Source organism: Anoxybacillus sp. P3H1B, from assembly GCF_001560855.1.
Taxonomy (GTDB): Bacteria; Bacillota; Bacilli; order Bacillales; family Anoxybacillaceae; genus Anoxybacteroides; species Anoxybacteroides rupiense.
Map to the genome: position 1 here is coordinate 1 of NZ_LPUG01000027.1, position 20,688 is coordinate 20,688.

Annotated in this window: 18 protein-coding genes; 10 read left to right on the forward strand and 8 right to left on the reverse strand. The window is 41.3% G+C overall.

Annotated features, from left to right (window positions below):
* Positions 1-301 precede the first annotated feature (301 nt).
* A complete protein-coding gene (locus tag AT864_RS18400) occupies positions 302-652 on the reverse strand; it encodes a heavy-metal-associated domain-containing protein (protein WP_231734671.1) in 351 nt (116 codons plus the stop codon).
* A 269-nt stretch (positions 653-921) separates the two neighbouring features.
* On the opposite strand from AT864_RS18400, the gene AT864_RS15050 reads away from it, so the two are divergent.
* From AT864_RS15050 to AT864_RS15055, 3 genes are all read left to right on the forward strand, one after another.
* The gene (locus AT864_RS15050; RefSeq protein ID WP_066150295.1) at positions 922-2,769 is read left to right on the forward strand and encodes a monovalent cation:proton antiporter family protein; all 1,848 of its coding nucleotides are present in this window, start codon (positions 922-924) and stop codon (positions 2,767-2,769) included.
* Positions 2,770-2,953: 184 nt separating this feature from the next.
* The gene (locus tag AT864_RS18405) at positions 2,954-3,106 is read left to right on the forward strand and encodes a hypothetical protein (RefSeq protein ID WP_159720030.1); all 153 of its coding nucleotides are present in this window, start codon (positions 2,954-2,956) and stop codon (positions 3,104-3,106) included.
* A 16-nt stretch (positions 3,107-3,122) separates the two neighbouring features.
* Positions 3,123-3,785, forward strand: a complete 663-nt coding sequence (locus AT864_RS15055) for a DUF975 family protein (RefSeq protein WP_066150298.1) — start codon at positions 3,123-3,125, stop codon at positions 3,783-3,785.
* A 590-nt stretch (positions 3,786-4,375) separates the two neighbouring features.
* On the opposite strand, the gene AT864_RS15060 is transcribed toward AT864_RS15055, so the two are convergent.
* Positions 4,376-5,566, reverse strand: coding sequence for an MFS transporter (locus AT864_RS15060; protein ID WP_066150301.1), 1,191 nt, complete (start codon positions 5,564-5,566; stop codon positions 4,376-4,378).
* 123 nt (positions 5,567-5,689) lie between these two features.
* On the opposite strand from AT864_RS15060, the gene AT864_RS15065 reads away from it, so the two are divergent.
* Positions 5,690-6,574: a LysR family transcriptional regulator gene (locus AT864_RS15065; protein ID WP_066150306.1), complete on the forward strand. Its 885-nt coding sequence runs from the start codon at positions 5,690-5,692 to the stop codon at positions 6,572-6,574.
* A 300-nt stretch (positions 6,575-6,874) separates the two neighbouring features.
* Here the strand turns inward: AT864_RS15065 and AT864_RS18795 are convergent, their stop codons facing one another.
* Both AT864_RS18795 and AT864_RS15075 read right to left on the reverse strand, forming a co-directional pair.
* Entirely contained in the window at positions 6,875-6,985 is a 111-nt protein-coding gene (locus AT864_RS18795; protein ID WP_244963593.1) for a zinc-ribbon domain-containing protein, read from the reverse strand.
* A 540-nt stretch (positions 6,986-7,525) separates the two neighbouring features.
* A complete protein-coding gene (locus AT864_RS15075; protein WP_066150309.1) occupies positions 7,526-9,223 on the reverse strand; it encodes a sigma-54-dependent Fis family transcriptional regulator in 1,698 nt (565 codons plus the stop codon).
* Between the two features lie 320 nt (positions 9,224-9,543).
* Between AT864_RS15075 and AT864_RS15080 the strand changes: the two genes are divergently transcribed.
* Positions 9,544-10,392: an N-acyl homoserine lactonase family protein gene (locus tag AT864_RS15080; RefSeq protein WP_066150312.1), complete on the forward strand. Its 849-nt coding sequence runs from the start codon at positions 9,544-9,546 to the stop codon at positions 10,390-10,392.
* Between the two features lie 17 nt (positions 10,393-10,409).
* Positions 10,410-11,609: an iron-containing alcohol dehydrogenase gene (locus AT864_RS15085; protein ID WP_066150316.1), complete on the forward strand. Its 1,200-nt coding sequence runs from the start codon at positions 10,410-10,412 to the stop codon at positions 11,607-11,609.
* A gap of 291 nt (positions 11,610-11,900) precedes the next feature.
* Here the strand turns inward: AT864_RS15085 and AT864_RS15090 are convergent, their stop codons facing one another.
* Positions 11,901-12,080 carry a hypothetical protein gene (locus tag AT864_RS15090; RefSeq protein WP_066150320.1) on the reverse strand — a complete coding sequence of 60 codons (180 nt, stop codon included), beginning with the start codon at positions 12,078-12,080 and terminating at the stop codon, positions 11,901-11,903.
* A 1,350-nt stretch (positions 12,081-13,430) separates the two neighbouring features.
* On the opposite strand from AT864_RS15090, the gene AT864_RS15100 reads away from it, so the two are divergent.
* On the forward strand, positions 13,431-14,168 hold the full coding sequence (locus tag AT864_RS15100; RefSeq protein ID WP_066150327.1) for a geobacillin-26 family protein: 738 nt from the start codon (positions 13,431-13,433) through the stop codon (positions 14,166-14,168).
* Positions 14,169-14,260: 92 nt separating this feature from the next.
* On the opposite strand, the gene AT864_RS15105 is transcribed toward AT864_RS15100, so the two are convergent.
* From AT864_RS15105 to AT864_RS15115, 3 genes are all read right to left on the reverse strand, one after another.
* On the reverse strand, positions 14,261-14,458 hold the full coding sequence (locus tag AT864_RS15105; protein ID WP_066150329.1) for a DUF4177 domain-containing protein: 198 nt from the start codon (positions 14,456-14,458) through the stop codon (positions 14,261-14,263).
* A gap of 100 nt (positions 14,459-14,558) precedes the next feature.
* Positions 14,559-14,876, reverse strand: coding sequence for a helix-turn-helix transcriptional regulator (locus AT864_RS15110; protein ID WP_066150334.1), 318 nt, complete (start codon positions 14,874-14,876; stop codon positions 14,559-14,561).
* A 110-nt stretch (positions 14,877-14,986) separates the two neighbouring features.
* Complete coding sequence (locus AT864_RS15115; protein ID WP_066150337.1) at positions 14,987-15,178, reverse strand: hypothetical protein; 192 nt, start codon at positions 15,176-15,178, stop codon at positions 14,987-14,989.
* A gap of 312 nt (positions 15,179-15,490) precedes the next feature.
* Between AT864_RS15115 and AT864_RS15120 the strand changes: the two genes are divergently transcribed.
* The 3 genes from AT864_RS15120 (at position 15,491) to AT864_RS15130 (ending at position 20,670) form a co-directional block, all read left to right on the forward strand.
* On the forward strand, positions 15,491-16,471 hold the full coding sequence (locus AT864_RS15120) for a YafY family protein (RefSeq protein WP_066150340.1): 981 nt from the start codon (positions 15,491-15,493) through the stop codon (positions 16,469-16,471).
* A gap of 72 nt (positions 16,472-16,543) precedes the next feature.
* On the forward strand, positions 16,544-17,593 hold the full coding sequence (locus AT864_RS15125; RefSeq protein WP_066150343.1) for a hypothetical protein: 1,050 nt from the start codon (positions 16,544-16,546) through the stop codon (positions 17,591-17,593).
* Positions 17,593-20,670: a hypothetical protein gene (locus AT864_RS15130; RefSeq protein ID WP_066150346.1), complete on the forward strand. Its 3,078-nt coding sequence runs from the start codon at positions 17,593-17,595 to the stop codon at positions 20,668-20,670. The genes AT864_RS15125 and AT864_RS15130 overlap by 1 nt, the downstream gene beginning before the upstream one ends.
* Positions 20,671-20,688 lie beyond the last annotated feature (18 nt).

Sequence of the window (20,688 nt, forward strand, 5' to 3'; positions counted from 1 at the left end):
CGATAGTCTAACTTGTCCTCGAACCGTGGGGCACACGGGGATCGCTCGGTCAACTTCTCATCATGAGATGGGATTACCCGAGAAGCCCCCACCTCTAAGCGAAGCGTAGGTGGGGGGAGTATGTCACATATGATAAATCATTATATTATAGTGTAAGTACTTTTCATCATAAAAGAACAATTAGGAGGTTCATCTATGAGAGTAGCAAACGGGGTAGACATGCTGGAATTGACGGTTGAAGCTTTTAAAACTTGAAATGGTGGTCGACAAAGCCAAAACGGACATTGTCGATCACCATTTTTTACTGGATATGAAAATGATGCTGCTGTAACGTAATCATCATTTGTTCTTTTGAAATTTTTTTGTCGTCGAATTCGACTTTGATTTCCCCATCAGCCGTATCGATTAATACTCTTTCAACGCCTTCAAGTGAGTTTAAAAGCTGTTCGATTTGCTGAATTGGCTGCTGGGAAACTGCTTCTGTGACAAAAAAGGTTGCTTCTGACATACTCTTCTCCTTTAAATTCATAATTTCTTTTGTGGCATCCATACAAACTTGAAAATGGTTGAACCATTGTACCGCGGGAAGGTACGCCGCCGCCCCGTACTTCATGAAATCGTGCTGTGAAACGGCTGATCGGTTGTTAAGCACAACACAAATCCGGGATAAAGGCAAATGCCGCCACACACTAGTGTAACCAAACATTTGCAATTTTTATCCATAAAATGAACTCCGGCGTCTGACCAAGTCTAGGGTTTGAGCATTTTTTCGCAAAGAGTCAAGCGGAAAGGAAGCAAATGATAAAGAGCGAGCTTTTAGCTCAAAAAAGAGATCGTCCAATGGTTGGATAGGGACGGGAAAATTGTAAACTTCTTCGCGATTTTATATAATGGTGAAAACAAATGAAAGGAGGAACGATGATGGGGCAGCATTCATCGATTACATCTTTGCTCATTGTCATTGTTGTCGCATTTTTTACTCCGCTTTTCCTGCATCGTTTTCGCCTCCAAGTTATTCCGGTTGTTGTTGCTGAAACGGTTGTTGGAATTATGATCGGTAAAACGGGATTGAATATCGTTAAGTACGATATGTGGCTTGAAACATTGTCGACACTTGGTTTTCTCTTTCTGATGTTTTTAAGCGGATTGGAAATTGATTTTTCGGCATTTGCGCGTAAAACGAAAAAGAAGAAAGAGGACGAACCGAACACATTTGTTCTGGCCTCTACAGTGTTTGTCGGAATTTTTCTCGTATCACTTGGTCTGTCTTATTTATTTGTCTGGGCCGGCTACGTGGATAATGCCTTTTTAATGACGCTGATCATCTCGACGATCTCGCTTGGGGTGGTTGTGCCGACGTTGAAGGATGCCCAGCTGATGAAAACATCCGTTGGCCAGACGATTTTGCTGATCGCGGTCATTGCTGACTTAGTAACGATGGTGTTGTTGGCTGTTTTTGTTTCCGCAAATGAATCCAATAGCGGAAATACGTGGCTGCTTCTTGGCTTGTTTGTTGCTGGCGTTCTGTTTTATTTCGCCGGGAAACATTTTAAACGCCGTTCGTTTGTTGAAACGATGGCAAAGGGAACGATTCAAATCGGCACTCGCGCCGTCTTTACGCTTATTATTGTGCTGGTGGCTCTCTCGGAGTCGCTTGGAGCTGAAAATATTTTAGGCGCGTTTTTAGCTGGCGTTCTTGTTTCGTTGTTATCGCCCAATCCAGATTTTGTCCATAAGCTCGATTCCTTCGGCTATGGTTTTTTCATTCCGATCTTTTTTGTGATGGTTGGAGTGAACTTGGATTTGCGGCCGCTCTTTGCCGAACCGAAAATTTTATTGCTCATCCCGCTTCTCTTTCTCGCTCTTGTCATCTCGAAGGTGGTGCCTGTCTATTTGCTGCGTATTTGGTATGATTCCAGAACCACGCTTGCTTCGGGGTTTTTGCTCGTTTCCACACTGTCGCTTGTCATTGCCGCCGCGACCATTGCCGAACGTCTCGGGATGATTGATGAAAATATGAAAGGCGCGCTTATTTTAGTGGCCGTATTAACGAGCGTCGTTTCGCCGATCATGTTTAAGAAGCTATATAAGAAGCAGGTGGAGGAAACACCGAAAATGGCAGTGAAGCTGATTGGCACGAATCAGTTTACATTGGCGGCCGCCCGGGATTTAAACGCTCAGCAGTACGAGACGACCCTATACCATATTAAAGAAGAAAAGCTGGAGCTTTTGGCATTGGATCATGTGTTCCCGATTATTGATATTGAAGATTATTCATTTGCGGTATTAGAGGAAAACGGGGCATTTGCTGCGGATGTTGTAGTCGTTCTGACGGGCAATGAAGCAATTAATGCGCAAGTGGCTGCTTGGGCGAAGGAGCAGGGAGTTTCACGTGTCATCGCCTTTGTTGACTCGCCAAATACCGTTCAAGAATTGCAGGCAAAGGGAATTGAAACAGCTTCCATTGCTCTTTCGGCGGCTGCGGTCTTAAAGTCCTTCATTGTTTCGCCTCATATTGTCGATATGCTGACAGATAGCAACGCGGCGCTCCATGAAATCGAAATGAATCATTCCGCGTACCATGGGGTCTTGCTTCGTCAATTTCCATTCTTAGGAGATTGTATTATTGTCCGCATTTTCCGCGGCAACGAGTCGCTCATTCCTCATGGAGATACAGAATTGCGCATGGGCGACCGGCTGATTGTTACGGGCTCGGAAGAATATGTGTGGGAGCTAAAGGAACTGTTCGAATACGGGAAAGCATTGTGAAGCGAAAGAGCTGTTTTTTGCTTTTGATAGAAAAGAATCAGGTTTATCCATTAAATGAAATGATAGGTAATCCACACTAGTGAGAAAGAAGGAAGCGTTGTGCGAAAGAAGAACAACGCTTCTTTCTTTTGTATATAGAAGCCTGCCAAACGCAAGATGGTGAAGGAGTGAGGGGATTCGATCAATGTTGGAACGATTTTTGTTTTGCTTCATGACGACAAGCTTAAAAAAAGGTAATTTTTTACCATTATTTGTTATGAAAGGTGGAGATTTTATGAAATCTATGATAAATTGGAAACGAGCAGCGTATATTGGGACTGTAGGTGTTATTTTATGAACAAGGAGGAAGCATCATGAGTTTATCAGCATTGAAGCGTCAAGCAAGGCAGTCTCTTAAAGGAAAATGGGGCACAGCTGTTTTATTGATGATGATCTATTTTTTGGTGAGTGTGCTCATTCCGACGGTCATAGAGATCATCATAAGCGGGGGATGGGACGTATGGCTTGAGCAGGAGAACACGCCCGCTTCGGCCGATGTATTTAACATCCTGTACTCCCTTGCCGCGATTCCATTCAGTATCGTAGTATATTGGTTATTTTTAGAGGTATATAGAGGAAGCGATTTTAACATCGCCAACATCTTCACCATTTATGGAGAAGGGAAGCGTTCGCTTAAACTGATCGGCACCTCGATTTTGTTTGGCGTTTTCGTCTTGCTTTGGAGCCTATTGCTTATTATCCCTGGAATCATTAAATCATTGGCATATTCACAAACCTTCTTTTTATTGAAAGATCACCCGGAATACGGCGCTCTTCAAGCGATTACAGAAAGCCGCAAGCGGATGAAAGGGTATAAAGGGAAGCTGTTTTTATTATATTTGAGCTTTATCGGTTGGGGAATTTTAAGTATTTTCACCCTTGGCATCGGACTATTATGGCTTATTCCTTATGTTTATGCTTCACTTGCTGCCTTTTACGAAGAATTCATCCGCACGCAAGAAGAAAGCGTGGAATAATCAGGTACGATCGCTGCTCATCGCTGCATGCACCTCCCATCGCATGCGGAACAAGATAATGGCGGCCAGCGGATTGCCTCGTGATGGGCTTTCCATTGCCGCCATTGCTTTTTGGACAAAAATTCCGATAGATTTTATGGGGAAAATCGGGATCAGTCAGATGCTTTGCTAGATTGAAAGGAAACGAACAATCGGCCTTGTGTTTGGATAAAGTGGATCGCAGGGAACCGGCCAAAAGCATTTGACAGGCCGGTTTCTCGATCGATGGATTGGATCGGCCAAAAGCAGCTAAAACTCCGATAGAAAGAGAGTATTGGCTGCTTTTTTGGTAACTATTCACCCTAGTGCTAGTATGTAAAGGAATCCAGCATAAACAAGGCCCTCTCATCATAGAAAATGCTCTGGCGGGTGGGGAAGAGATTTTTTTATTAAATGGAAATTGATCCAGAGAGAAGGGCACCATCGCCTTGAGAGGCTCCGTCCCACACTGCGGCGGCGACACGCTGAGTCCCATCGCCGCTGAGCGGTCTGCGCAGGGTCAAGCTTGGTTCGCGCGCTCTTCGGGGGCGCTTTTCTTATGGTTGGTGCCATCAGCCTGTTTGGCGGACGGTTATGCCGGATTTGCCACCGCTTCGTTGGTCGAACCAGTAATACAGCCCGATACCGGCAAGGATAAGAAACGTGCTGCCAAGATATAAAACGCTGTAGCCTGTTTTGGCAGCGACAAGCCCCACGAAAAAGGAACCCATGCCAAATCCGAAGTCGAAAATCGATAGAAACGTTGCCGTTGCCAAACCTCTGTTGGGCGGCGGAGCGACTTGAATCGCGATCGTTTGCAAGCTCGGAAACGTCGTGCCCCAGCCAAGCCCAATGAGCCCGGCAGAAACAAGAAAAACAAGCGAGGTTGTCGCCGTGCTAAGCAAATAAGTGCCAAGCGCAAAGCAAACGATGGCCGGATAGATGATCACCTTCGCTCCGTAGCGGTCGAACCATTTTCCGGTGAACGGCCGTGAAATAAGGAGAACGGCTGCATAGATGATAAAAAAGTAGCTGGCTGCTCTTGAAAACCCTGCTTCCTTCGCGTAAATCGAAACAAAGGAAATGATTCCGGAATACGCCAGCCCAAAAAAAGCCGCCAAAAGGGAAACAGGAATGGCGGAGCGTTCCCAAAGCTTTCCGGCTGTTTTCTGCGCTTGGGCGGAGCGGCTGGCCGCGTTTTGCTTTGGCAAGCGGATGAATAGCCCGATGGCAATCGCTACGAGTGCGCATAAAGCGTTTATACTAAACATAGCGGCCGCCCCGTGCCGCATGACCGTTAAGCCGAGAAACGGGCCGATGACCATCGCGAGATTGACCGTTAAACCGAAATAGCCCATCCCTTCGCCTTTTCGCGAATCGGGAATTAGGTCGGCCACCATCGCGCCGTTAGCGGTCGTCGCCATGCCGAAACCGAGACCGTGAAAAAAGCGAAGCGCAAGCAAACCGACAAGCGAATGCGCGAAAAAATACAAAAGCGAAGCGGCGCCCATGATGATCATCGCACTTAAAAAGATGACGTACTTCCCGGACTTTCCCATCCACTTTCCGGAAATTGGCCGTACCATAATGGCTGCGATGAGAAATATCGTCGTAATTAAGCCGATGGATGACGGGCTGCTATGCAGTTCTTGGACGGCATACACCGGCAGTGTGACAAGCAAATAATAAAAAATAAAAAATGTAAAAAAGTTCACAAAAGCGACGAGAATAAAATTTTTTGTCCATAGTGGCTGTTGGTGCATCTGTCTCTCCTTCCTGTTGGATCTTTGCGGTATTGCCTTCTCTAGCATATCATGTCTATAATTATATGTTAAATATCTATTAAATAGTTGATATATACGTTTTGCCTATATAGGAGGATCGCCATGGACATTCGGCAATTGCGTTATTTTCTTGCGATTGTAGAAGAAGGACAAATCTCGCGGGCGGCTAAAAAGCTAAACATGGCCCAGCCGCCGCTAAGCCAGCAGCTGCGCCTAATGGAAGAAGAGCTTGGCGTAACGCTGCTTGAGAGACAGCGAAATAAAAAGAGCGTGGAATTGACGGAAGCCGGGAAAGTGTTGTATGAAAAAGCCCGGCACGTTTTACATGTGTTGGAAGAATCAATGCGGGAAGTCAAAGAAACAGGGGATGGAGTGCGGGGAGAACTGTCGCTCGGTGTCGCTTTATTGTGTGCATCCTATTTGCCGGAGAAGCTTCAGCGATTTCGCGAGCAATATCCGCACGTCTCATTTCGCTTGTGGGGAGGGGACCCGTTCAGCATTCGCGAGCGTTTAGAGCGGCGCGACATCGAATTGGCGATTGTCAGCCTTCCGATTGATGACAGCGGGCTTTCAATGGTTCGGCTTGGTACGGAGCCGTTTATGTTGGTGGCTCCAACGTCTTGGGAAATGTTGAATAATCAAACCGCGGTGTCGATAACGGAATTGGCGGACGTTCCCCTTCTTCTCGTCCGACGCGAAAAGGGAGAAGGGCTATATGAGCAGCTGATGGCGGAATGGGGGCGTTTCGGTATTCGCCCCAATGTTGTATGCGAATGCCAAGATGTCCACATTGTGCTCTCGCTCGTCGCTTTCGGCATGGGAGCCAGCATCATGCCGCGGACGGCGATTCCGCCTTTCATTCGCAAGGAACTGCGAGTCCTTGAGATCACCGATACAGCATTATGCTCGGAGACGGCATTGGTGTGGCTGAAAGACCGCCATTTATCAAAAGCAGCCCAGCGGTTGATAAAGATGCTAGCAGAATAACGAGCTGCTGCTATGGGTTAAACCGTGAAGGAACGACGAGTTTTGGCGGCGAAAGAGGGAGGATTTCCGGCGGGGCTACCGATATTTTTTAGTGTGGCCATCAGGCGCTCTTGCGGCTGATTCAATGGTACATGCGATAAATGAAACGAGATCGGCCCAAGCTCGCGGCTGAAGGGCAAGCCGGCGGTATGTCCCAGCCTACCTAGAAGCGCTTTATCGCTATACAGTTTAGGAAGCGAGTAAAGCCCTCCTCGCCGCCGTAGCAGCCCGCAGATTATGAAATACTCCCCAGGACTCACGTCAAGGGGATAAAGCTTTCCCGCATCTCGGACAAAATTGAAAGTCGCGATGCACTTGTTTTCCGCAATCGGGGCAATAGCGGCTCTCTTGCCGCTCCGGCCGCTGGTTCATGGCCAAATCGAACGTTCAGCGGATCGGGTTCTTCGCGGCTGTCGACAATATCCAGCACGGACATGCGGTTTTTTCCTGTAGCATTTTTGTAATGATAAACCGCTTGAAAAATGCCAAGCCCGATAAAAATCAGGCCAAAAACGGAAAAAACCGGGTGGCTCCAAACGGTGAATCACGCGTGATGGAAAACGTGTAACCGACGAGAAAAATTGAACCGTTTTCGCTAAATAAGAGTGAACACTTTTCTGGAAATTCCAGCGTAATCCCTATCACTTGACATGGAGCCTCTGCGTACAAGATATTTCCTAAAAAGCGAGCAACAACAAGAATCAGCCGCATGAAACGAGGCTGTCATGTACGCCACTCCATGTAAAGTGCACGCTTCTAACTGGTAAAAAACTGTTCAATTTAATCAGTCGAATTCTGTTCAGTTTTATTTAGCGGTCACAAGAGGTGGGAGCATAAATAAAAAGAACCAATTAAACTTTCAAATAAAAGCTTATTTTTTATTGATGTTAAACATGGCACCTGGCACGGTTTTTATTGATGGAGGTTCATATTCCACTTTTTTAATTTTTTTACAAGAGTCGAATGATCTACTCCTAATTGTTCCGCTGCTTTTCGAATGGAAGGGTGCTTTTGAATTGCTTCGCCAATGATTCGTTTTTCAAACTGTTCGACCCGTTGTTTCAGCGTGAGAGAAGTCGCTGTATGTGGTCGCTCATCAATATGCGGCGGCAGGTCGTGAGGTTCGATTGACTGTGATGGTACGGAAACGATCATGCTTTCGATCAAGTTTTTTAATTCTCTCACATTCCCCGGCCAATGATAATGCTTTAAAATGCTTTTTGTATCAGGGGATAAGGATTTGTTTATGCGATATAGCTTGCAATAGAAAGAGAAAAAATGATCCAAGAGCGGCTCGATATCTTCTGGGCGCTCAGCCAATGGCGGAATATGAATTTCAACGACTTGCAGCCGATAATATAAATCTTTGCGAAATGTTCCTTGGGAAATTAGCTTCCTTACATCTTGATTGGTGGCCGAAATAATTCGAATATCTAGGGTTTTTATTTGATGGCTGCCGATTCTTTGAATTTGTTTTTCTTGCAAAACGCGAAGCAGCTTTACCTGCAAAGATAATGGCATTTCGCCTATTTCATCAAGCATAATGGTTCCTTGGTCTGCTAATTCTAATAAACCGATTTTTCCTTCTTTTCGTGCTCCTGTAAATGCTCCTTTCTCATAGCCAAATAGTTCTGATTCTAGCAGCGGCTCCGGAATCGCTCCGCAGTTTACCTTGATAAACGGTTTGTCTTTCCGATCGCTTAAATGATGGATAAGATTGGCAATCACTTCTTTTCCAACACCAGATGGACCCGTTAACAGAACACTTGTAGGATAGGGGGCGATCTGTTTTACTTTTTCGAAAATTCTCTTCATAGCATCGCTTAGAAATACCATTTTTTCTTCTGAACCATCGATCGAGAACGTATACCGATGATGCCCCATTTTAAAAAAGCTTTTGGCTTTTTCCAATTCGGCTTTCATTTGAATAAGATGGGAGATGTCTCTGACGCTTGTTACCACCATCTCGATCTCGCCTTGTTGATCAAATACAGGATTTCCCGTGACGATGACATCCTTTTTTCCGCCTATTTTTTGCAAAATCGAGATGCGCTTTTTCTCTCTTAACACAAGAAGAGAGACAGACTGATCAAAATATCCTTTCTTAACAAGGTCCTCCATATGATTGCCTATCAGTTCTTCTCTACGGAAGCCAGTGATTTCCTCATAGGCGGAGTTGACCATTAATGTTCTTCCTTCCTTATCCACCACATAGATTCCATCTGTTGAAAATTCAATAATGGTTTCCATTTGCTTAAAAAGAGAATGGTAGTGCTCTATTTCGGATATATCTTGGAGGACGCTGATGGCTCCGGCCAATTCGCCATTTTGGTACACAGGAGTTCGATTGACAAGGCATTGGCGGCCCGCTATGTTCATTTTTACTCCAATTGAGCTTGTTTCGCTCTCTAACACATAGGGAAGCCGTGTGGTTGGGATGAGCTCCCGAATATCTTTCCCTTCCCAATGTTGGTTTTCGATCTGGAGAAGTTTTTTCGCAGAGGAGTTGATAAGCAAAATTTTCTTGTGGCGATCAACAACAATGACCCCGTTATGGATAGACGAAAAAATGCTTTCCCATATATGAGAATCTATGATTTTTTGTTTCATATAAGCCCTCCATATTTTTATAGATGGTGAATGAATTCACCATGTGGTGAAAAATATCACAATTCCTTTATTCGGTTCATATTTAAGCTTCTCCTTTTTATTGGTGATTTTTTTCACCTTTTCCTCATTTCTATTTCCATCCCGTTTGCCTTTTCGCTATCTTTTCTAGCTTTGGCACGATATTTGCTTGTAATAAAAATGAGGAAGAGAGGAGGGAAGCAAATGCCATGAACGATGCCTCTTTCCATAGAAAGTAAGCGCTGGTTTGAAAAATCGCTCGTTTAATTCGAGAGAATCAAAAAGATGAAGGAGGAATTTTGATGACGAATATGGTGAAAGCGCATCCTAAATTGTATGTGATGGATAACGGAAGGATGAGAATGGATAAAAACTGGATGATCGCCATGCATAATCCAGCGACGATTCACAATCCTCACGCGCCAACAGAATTTGTGGAATTTCCCATTTATACGGTGTTAATCGATCATCCAGAAGGCAAAATTCTTTTTGATACCGCTTGCAATCCCACTTCAATGGGACCTCAAGGGCGTTGGGCGGAATCGACGCAGCAAATGTTTCCATGGACGGCGAGCGAAGAGTGCCATCTTCACAATCGGCTAGAGCAATTAAAAGTGAGGCCGGAAGATATTAAGTTTGTAGTTGCCTCACATCTTCATCTTGATCATGCCGGATGTTTAGAAATGTTTACGAACGCGACGATTATTGTGCATGAGGATGAGCTAAATGGTACACTCCAATGTTATGCGCGCAATCAGAAAGAAGGGGCATACATTTGGGCCGATATTGATGCTTGGATTAAAAATCATCTGCAATGGCACACCATAAAGCGGCATGAAGATCATCTTTTACTGGCGGAAGGGATTAGGGTGCTTAATTTTGGGAGCGGACATGCATGGGGGATGCTTGGGTTGCATGTAGAATTGCCGGAAACAGGCGGCATTATTCTTGCTTCTGATGCTGTTTATACGACGGAAAGTTATGGTCCGCCGATTAAGCCGCCTGGCATTATTTACGATTCTCTCGGTTATATGAATACCGTCGAAAAAATCCGGCGAATAGCGAAGGAAACCCATTCACAAGTTTGGTTTGGACATGACTCTGAGCAATTTAAACAATTTCGTAAATCCACTGAGGGATTCTACGAATAAAGAAGGGGAAGAAGATCATGAGTGTTGCTAGGCTGGCTTTTGCATCCCTTAGTTATGTCGGATGGGGAGCGTTGGAGCAATTGCTTCCGGAGGTCAGGCGTTTTTCGCCGAAGAGGATTCTTGTCGTCACAGATCCTGCACTTGAGAAAATCGGCTTCATTCAACGAGTAACAGGTCCTTTGATCCAACAAGGATACGAGGTGGAGCTATACACAGATGTCGTTCCAGAGCCGCCGTTAGAAGTAGGAGAGAAGCTCGTTTCTATGACGCGCCAAGGCAAGTTTGATATGGTGATCGGAATCGGCGGGGGAAGCTCATTAGATTTAGCAAAATTAGCGGCTGTTTTGGCTGTACACGAGGGAACTGTTGCTGATTATTTAAACTTGACCGGCACCAAAACCGTCCAGCAAAAAGGGCTGCCGAAAATTTTGATTCCGACTACCTCAGGAACCGGTTCGGAGGTGACCAATATTTCCGTTCTTTCTTTGGAAACGACGAAAGATGTAGTAACGCATGATTATCTTTTAGCGGATGTAGCCATTGTCGATCCAGCATTGACCGTTACTGTGCCTCCTCGCGTCACAGCGGCTACCGGTATTGATGCATTGACCCATGCAGTGGAAGCCTATGTGTCTGTCCACGCCAACCCAACAACAGATGGCTTGGCTCTTCAAGCGATACGATTGATTGGGCGGTCTTTGCGAAAAGCGGTCGCAGACGGAAACGATAAACAAGCTCGGATCGACATGAGCAATGGCAGCTATTTAGCAGGACTCGCTTTCTTTCATGCGGGGGTGGCTGGTGTTCATGCCCTTGCCTATCCTTTAGGCGGACAATTTCATATTTCTCATGGAGAATCCAACGCTGTGTTATTGCCATATGTAATGGGATACATTCGCCAAAGCTGCACAAAACGAATGGCCGATATTTTGAATGCTTTAGGAGGGAATTCCGCTTATCTCTCTGAGGAGGAAGCTTCTTATCGCTGTGTGGAAGAGCTTGAGAGACTAGTGAAAGAGGTAGGCATTCCGAGTACGCTGGGCGGTTTTCATATACCTGAAACAGCGTTGGAGAGCTTAACTCAAGATGCCGTTCAGCAAAAAAGACTATTAGCGCGAAGTCCTTTGCCGCTGCTGGAAGAAGATATTAGAAACATTTATCAATCTGCTTTTATTGGTAGAGTGACGGAGCCAAAGCGAAAAATGGAAAAATTATGAATATAGAACGTTTTCTCGGATCTCTAGCTGCAAGAGCCCATATAGGGGTCCCGCTTAACGTTCTACCATATCTCAAAAAAAGTTCAGACGCTGAGTCTGAACCTTTTTTGTAGAATGGATATCTTGTCCTTTCAAAAGAAATAAGGTGCTGTCTAGCTCTCAGCGCTATTCGCTCCGTTTTTGTTTATCTCGCTTTTGGGAAGAGGGAAACGGCTTTCTTTGTCACCCAGAAGCGCTCGGCCATATAGATGTTCAGTCCTTGGAGCTCGTACGTTTTATTGCCGATCGTCATCATGTTTTGGTTGGCTGGCAATTTGGTCGTTTTGTTTCCATTACCATCATGATGATGTTTTTGACAGGTGCCTTTTCTTGCTTTTTTTCCTCGTCACGTGCCGCAACTGCAACCGATTCTACGGCCAGCGAGCCGACAAGCACAATGCCCACCATCTTTTGACTTAACACAACACTCACGCTTCTCTCCCCCTAATATGGGATTTATCATTACTAATAGGAAGCTTTTATTAATCGTACATCAATAGATTGTAAATATTTTGTTAAAGAGGAATGTGTTAGTATATAATGAGGATGCAACTTCCGTGGCTCATGATCAGGATATCCTTTGTTTTTATGAACAAAATGCCCAAAATTCATTTTATGTTCAAAAACGTATCATTTAGAAAACTACTAATATAATTGGTTTATGTAAACGATATTACAAGAAACAGGGGAGGGAGGGATGATGGGGAGAAAGCGGTTGTGTAGCATGGTTGATAGTGAAAGAATGATTATAAATGGTTTGTAAACTCTCCACCGATTATTAACCATTATCTAGTATTTGCTCAAAATCGTGTTTTCACAAACTCCATTTTCAGGAAGGAAATTCGAAAATCGGAAAGCGATTAAATAGGATGGAAAAGCGGTTGAAAAGTGTGGAAAGCGGGCGAGGGGAACTAGTAATAATTATTTACTAAGAAAATCGGCTTAAGGAGAGAAATTAATGTCGTCGACCTCCAATCGTGCAAAAATCCCGGGGGATCGACGACATGTTGCTTTTTGGCGAAACCGTCGTCCAGCAAGGCATTGCGCTAAAATATGGGTTTCGATATAATAAAATTTACGAATTGTTCCAGAGAAGTAAAATGCTGATTTGTCAGTGAATTCTTGTGATTTTTATCGTACCTATAAGGAATTGAAATGAAGCAGCAGAGGTTAGCACTGTAGCGACGGTAAGGGAGAGCCGGATGATCGATGCTATGATTCGTTGGCTACGGGATGCGTACGAAGCAGGGAAAAGCCTAGAGAGGTAAATAATTATGATTTCTACTATATTATTTATTACCACCTATTTGAAGGTGGATTTTTTTGCATCTAATTCAGCGGTGATATCAGCTACACCAATACTAACCTATTCAGATTGTAGCAATAAATAAAATTTTTACAATAATATTGAATATGTTGAAAATATTTTATATTATGTTATTATTAAGTTTTTATAAAGAAGGTGGGTAGATAATGAAAAAAGCTACGTTGTTCACAATAATAAGTGTGTGTTTTTACTTTTGTTTATATTTCCTAACACTTTGGCTGACCAACCACTATGAATCTTTAAAAACATTTAATATTAGTTCACTTTTCCCTTTTATTTTTATTTTAGTGATTGCTTTTTTACTAGGAATTATCATAAAGAGAAACTTCACAGATAATACATCTGATAGAAATTTGTTTGCTATCATACTAAGTACTGGTCTTATCGTGTATTTAACAGTTATATCTGTTAAGTATATGAGATAAAAATAATTTTCTAAAAGGAGAGGGACTATTATGAAAAAATTTTTCCTAATGTTTTTTGCTGTACTTATTTTATTTGGAACGAACGTATCATTATTTGCCCGCGCAGAGACTACCGAATCTAGCTTAGAGATGCAAAAAATTGAGAATTTAGATGCTAATAAAGACGTTAAAATCGAAATCATAAAAGATAATAAACAGCAACGTGTAGTACAAGTTGTTGATAAACAAACCGGAAAGATTTATAAATCTACTTTTAATAAAAAAGATAATTCGTTTCAAACTGTTGAGTTAGACTCGAAAAGTAAACTGGAAAAAGATGTTTTAAACTCAAAAACTATTGAATCTCAAAACAGCACTGCGCAATTACAATCTGCTCAGGTAGCCTCAGCGTCTTTTTCATTAATTGACAGCGGATCTAACGTAAGTGGTAGATTTAAATACTATGTATATACACAAAAAATATGGGTTGTACAATGTGATGGACAATCTAAAAATCCGGTAGAAACGTCAAATAATAGTTCAGATCTTCAAAGTTTCAGAAATACAGTGAATAATCTTAGAGGTTCCGAAATAAGACTTGCTGCCGCATTAGGAACGGCTCTTACATCAACTGTAGTTGCAGCGGTTACTGCACCGACTGGATGGGGACCTATTGTAGCAACATTAACAGCAATAGGGGCTGGTGCAACGGCAATTGCAGAGGGTTATAATTCATATGTACTTGCAAAAGATTGTCGTTTTTACTTTGGTAGAATCACTTTGCGTTAACTAAGAAATAGTTACATACACTTTTCAGTTGGCATTAGTTACGTTACACTACCTTAGTAACAAGAAAGTGGCGGTAGGTTTATAACCACCGCCTATTGTTTTTCACGTTTGAAAATAAAATATAAAGTATCAGAAGCTCCACTTACTCCACCTAAACCATTTGTAATAACATTAACTAACTCCCATCCTTGTGCGCCCATTTCATTCAATATGTTATCCGGATCTGGTTCCTTATCGAATAAACCTTTTTCAATTTTATATCTAACGATTTTATACTCGAATTTCTTCATAATAGGACTTCTCCTTGCCCCCAATTCATTTTAGGAATTTTATCCCCTTTACCCTATCATTTAAAACGCGTTATACGCCAATCTGAAGCGTAATTTTACATCATTCTTCCGTTGACTTCGCCTTTTTTCTAGCGTTTCTCTTACGCATATTCCTAGTCGCCTTGACTGCCATTTCTCGCTCTGTAACATGGGCAACGTCTTCTTTGGTCATCAGATCGTCCGGTACGTATGCTAAAAAATCGTGAATCTCAATATCCAAACCTTTGCAGATCGCATCAATCGTATCTAAATTTATGTTTACTACTTCATTACGGTAAATACGTCCAAAAACCGATCTTGCTAAGTTAGTAAGTCGACAACCTTCTGCAATCGTAATGTTTCTCTCTTCACATATCTTTTTTAGCTTGTTACGAATCAATGGCAGCACCTCCTATAAATTGTATTACAAACAGTATATACCATTTGACGTACAGTCGTAAATAAAAAAACGCCCACTTGGTGGTGAGCGTGATTTAGGTGCTGGTCGTATTATTGTTGAACCTTGATTTCTCTGAGGTTGAATCGTTTTAGTCTGTGGCCATCGGTATCTGGCTCATCTAGTTGGATTTGAACAGGGAACTGATGATTAACGTACAACAGCTTCTCATCGATATACACCACTATTCCAAATCTGGAATACATATCCGATTTACAGTAAACACGGTCACCGATTTTAATCATCGTCTGAAATCTCCTTTTGCATGTTTCACCATGAATACGTAATAAACATTCCCATCATTATCAACAAATGAAAGATCTTCAATAATCGTTCCTCGTTTTTATCGTACCTATAAGGAATTGAAACGTGAAGAAATATGTTGGAACAGGAGATCTAGTAATAAACATGAAAACTCTGGAGTAGTTAAAAAGGGAAAAGATCTTTTCACATTCGTTGCCTGTAGGCGTGCATTTTCTCAATTTTATGCCCTTAAATAAAAAAGTATTTGATTGGTAAAATAAAGTTATAGCATAGTGTTGCGTGGAGGGAAAACAATGTCTGATATTTCTAGTGCGCAGCGGTTATTAAAATTAAAAGAAATTTTATTTTACGAAACAGATGAGGACCATGAGCTTGCGATTCATGAATTGGTTGATAAGGTAACAGCTGTATTTGGTTTGGAATACAAAGTGGATCAGCGAGCTTTGAAAAGAGATATTGAGGCGCTAAATAATCAAGGATTTGAGGTAATCGAGAATCAGGGGAAGTATGGAAAAATTTTTTATAGTCATCAAACAAGATTATTTGAAACATACCAGCTTCGATTGCTTGCGGATGCGGTATTGTCCGCGCGTTTTATTACGGAAGCGGAGAAAAAAACATTAATTCGAAAACTAAAAAAACTGACAAGCAATCATATAGCAAAATCTATGCCAGATCCGTTAATTTTTCAACAGAGCAGCAATCTTGATTACAACCTAATCAAACTACATATTGACAAGGTGCATAAGGCTGTCTCTGAACAAAGGGTCATTCATTTTCAGTACGGAATGTACAATGTGCAAAAACAATTTATTTTGCGGCGAGACGGGGAAGTGTATGAAGTTTATCCGTACGCCCTTATATGGCATCATGATTATTATTATTTAATTGGACAATACTATCAGGAATTCCGGCACTATCGCTTGGATAGAATGAGAAATGTAACGGTAACAGAGAAGCGTTTCAAAAAAGAAGCATTTAATGCAACCGAATATGTTCACCATTCGTTTAATATGTATTCGGGAAAAGAGGAGTGGGTGAAGATTCAATTTCATAACGATTTAATCAATTTATTTATAGATAGGTTTGGTTTGGAAGCGGATATAAAGACTTTAGATGAAGAACATTGTGTACTAACAACAAAAGCAAAAATAAGCGAAGGGTTGGTAAAGTGGATTTTAACGCTTGGGAGCAAAGCGAAAGTATTGCAGCCGGATTCACTCGTTGAGATGGTTCGGGAAGAAATCTATAAAATGAACCAATTATACACATAAGGGTGTGCCAAATTTGGCGCATCTTTTTTGTTATAGTAAAAGCAACTAACTACTAAGTGAAAGGTGAATGAAATGCAGCCAGCAGAACAAATGATATATAACCTCGCTGTCGGCATTCAAAAATGGCAGCAAAAAAAGGATGTTATACCAAACGAACTAAGAAAAGGTCATTTGCAATTAATCCGCTTATGTAGTGAATCAGGACAGCCTTTTCCGAAAAACATCATTCCTGAGTTAGTAACATTTCTTAAAAGACCATTACACGAATGGCGGATTGATTCCATATGCTCAAGGTTTGACAGTGACTTATACTTAATTGAAGATGTGGGTGGTTTATCGGATTATTTTCAAGAATGGCTTGAAATGGTCGGTTCGATTGAAAATGAGCAACAAAAAACTATGAAGGAAATCCTAAAGTATTGCCGTGACCATTCATTAAATGAGGAATACACGAAAATTCGAACGTTTCTTACTAAAAACCCCATTATTGACTATATGAAGTTACAGAGTTTTAAAATGGATTTTGCACGAGAGTTAGCCAACTTAGTTGAAGCTTGTTATGAAAAAATGAATATCGACAACGACATTGAAATTTGTCCCTATTGCGGATGGACATTAGAAAGGAAAAAAGGGGAGCTTACGTGCGCAAAACTTTGCAGACAATTAAGCGATTTTAATAATACGAAAACACTTAAGTGTACGGGGACGGTTTATTATCGTTTAAAAAAAGGGATTCAACGGTTTGTATTGTTGCCTGGGAAAGCGGAACTTGAATTATTCCACAAGTTGAAGAAAAAGTACAAAAATGCGGATGTCATGCTTTATCCCGACATCGATAAGTTTGATATTAGTGTAAAAAAAGATCATATAACATTCTATTTGGATATGAAAGATTACGCACATCCGCATCTTCTGGCAGATTACTTTAACAGCCAAGATACTAAAAAATATGTCGATCATATGCGTAGTATTGTTGTTATTCCTAATTATCGCGAAAGGTTAAAGCCGGGATATATTAAGCGATTTTGTGCAAGAATCCAAGAACTCGGATTGCATCTCCCGTTTGAAGTAATGCTAGAAAGAGAATGTATTAAAAAAATGGATAGGATGTTGATGATATAATGCGTCAGTCGGTTTATGCACTAACAAAGGACTTGAGAAAACAAATGTCTGAGTATTTAGGGGATAAAACGCTAGCGAAAATTTTAGTGTTCACGGAGCTGTTTTTGTTCGGGGTAAAGGAATTTGCCCAAGAAATAAACGTATATGATGTATGGGCCATTACAACGAAACATGGGCATCCAATTATACCGAACAATCTTTCCGAAAGGGATTATCAAATAATTTCAAGGTTGCAAATTCTATTTCCTTATTTTAGAAATAGAACTTTATGGCAACAGAATTTACAGCAATATGAAATGATAGATATAAAAATTCGTCTCTTTTCTATTCATGATGGATATGCGGTAGACCAGGTTCCATATATCCTCCATAAGGAGCGCTTGAAATTATATACTTCCATTCTCCATCAACCACTTAAAAAGGTTGAAACCATGGAGAGCTTTGCCCCTTTTGAGAAAGAGTTATGTTACATAAGAAAAAAAGGGAAAAGAGAGGAAACATATAAATTTACGATTCCATTACATTTCCAAACAGAGAATGTTCCACGATTATGTCTATATCGTCCAAAGATGAAAGTGAAATTAACAGAGAACGTGTCATTTGAAGAAATTGCAAAGGAAATGGAACGAATATCAGGCAAAAACTGGGTGAATCGAGCAAAGCAATTTACAGTGACCCCCTTTTCTTCTCAAAAGGAGCTTTCTTTTTACGAGGTGCAACATATTGCTGGAGGATTAGGAGCAGGAAAATCTACCTTTATTACTTTGGCTACTTATTTTTTGACAAAAAAGAAAATGATGAAAGTTGGGATTATCGAATCAACTGTTGAACGTGTTTTGGATAGAGTAAAGCAGTTGCGAAAATTAAACATCAAGGCGGTGCCGATTACAGGATTTTCAACACAGCGAGTGAATCTCGAAAATCAAATGAGGTCTTTTCAAAACGAAATCGAAGACGTATCGGATTGGGATGCAAAAGACTATGAGTTGTTCGGCTATTTATCTGGAGCTTGCATCATCCAGGCATTGGCACAAGACTACGAGGACGAACATAATACGAACCTTCCGTGTCAATCGATTTTAGAAGGGGAGAAAGTGAGAATCTGTCCTCTATATACAAAGTGCGGGGTACATGCCCTATCAGCCCAACTAGCGGAAGCGGAAGTTTGGGTAGCTACTTCGCAAAGCGTATTGAAGTCGAGAATTCCGAAAATGGCAGATCCTTATAATCGAATTTATTACGAAGCGATGTATGATTTGTTAGATGTCGTTTTCATTGATGAGGCAGACAAAGCTCAGCAGGATTTTGAGGAAGCTTTTTTTACTGAATATGATTTATTTGGTAATTCACACTCGTTATATGATCAATTAGAAAAAATAAAAAACCGGTATGTTTTATTGTCTCATATGGAAAACAATGAGGTTTATAAATGGACGAATCATTTGGCTAAATTAAACCAACTAATTTTAAAAGTGTATAATTTGCTGTCGCGTTCGTTTACGTTAAGAAAGTTTTTATCAGATAAACTTTTTCACACATATTATTTACTAATGAAAATAGCCGAAAAGATAGATGTTAACGGAAGCGGTGAACTGTTTCAGAAACTGAAAAAATATATTGACGAGCCGATGGAAGTGGATGAATTAGTTTCGATAGTGGATCAGCTGTTGCGGGGGGACCCAACCAAAGAAACAAGCCGCATTATTGATCATTTTCTATCTAGATTGGTTGGCAAAAATAAAGAGGATGTCGGCGATGACGAGTTGCTGAAGAGGCAAGTAGAATTTTTACTATATTTAGCGCAAATTGACTACTATATTAAATATTTAATTCAGCATTTTCCTTCAGTCAGGGAATATTTGGAGATTGAGGCAGACTTAAATGAGTTTTTAAGAATACAGTCAAGAGATTTAAAACCTTTTGTTCCGGAAACGATGACAGGAATGATGATAGGGTATCGCTTTTTGCCTGAAGAAAACAAATTTAAATTCATGGAATATATTGGGGTTGGAAGGCAGCTTCTTTCTGAGTGGCATAACCTATATGAAAATCCTGATCATCATGAGGGACCGGGAATTATTTTTCTATCAGGTACAAGCTATGCTCCTGGGTCTTCGCATTTTCATTTGCCGTTTAAAACTAAGTGGCTGTTAACCTCCAATCAGCCGTTGCCAAGCATTGAACAATTTTACTTGCCTATAATCTCCAAGGAGACAGGAGAGCCTATTTATATTTCAGGCACAAAAGATAAACAATCAAAACACTTTAAATTACAAATGATGACCAATGCACTAAAAAATACTTTCCAGAATGAATTAAAATATTGGAAAGAAGAAGATCGGCGACTTTTAATCGTTGTGAATTCTTACGAAGATACGGAGGCGGTTGCACAGGCTTTGCAAAAGGATGTGTATTGGAAGGAGAGGTTTAAGGTTCTCACAAAAGATCAGCAAACGGAACCATATCACTTCCCTAAATCATTAATAGAGAAGTTCGCCTATACGAATGCGTCTTTGCTCGTTGTTCCTTTATCCTCAATAGGAAGAGAATATAATATTTTGCAACTTCGTAAAAATGCATCGCTTTTTGGTTCTGTTTTCTTTTTCATTAGGCCTTATATTGTACCGGGAGATATGAACTATATGGTTCAAATTCTTCACTCGTTTCTCCCGTCGTTCTTACAAAGAGTGGATTATAAAGGATTACAATACGGTAAAGCAGTGGGAGAACTAAAACGAATGAGCATTGCCAAGCTTGAACAAATGATTAAAGAGCCGGATTTCTGGAATATTCTCGAAGATAAAGAGAGAGAAATACTTTCTTGGTTTACATTTATACAAGTTTGGCAAATGGCAGGCCGATTGCTTCGGGGCGGTACCAATGCGCGTTTATTTTACATAGACGCTAAATTTGCGCCTAATTACTTAAAAGGCGAAAAGGATACTCCTAGGACAAGCATGCTTGAATCTTGGAACAGCATTTTAACTCAACAAGCTGCCGATCCCATTATTCAGGCGTTATACGGGCCGTTTATCGACAGCTTAAATCGCCTTGAGAAAAAAATGATTCATTATTGATAGAAAGGATTTTGAAAA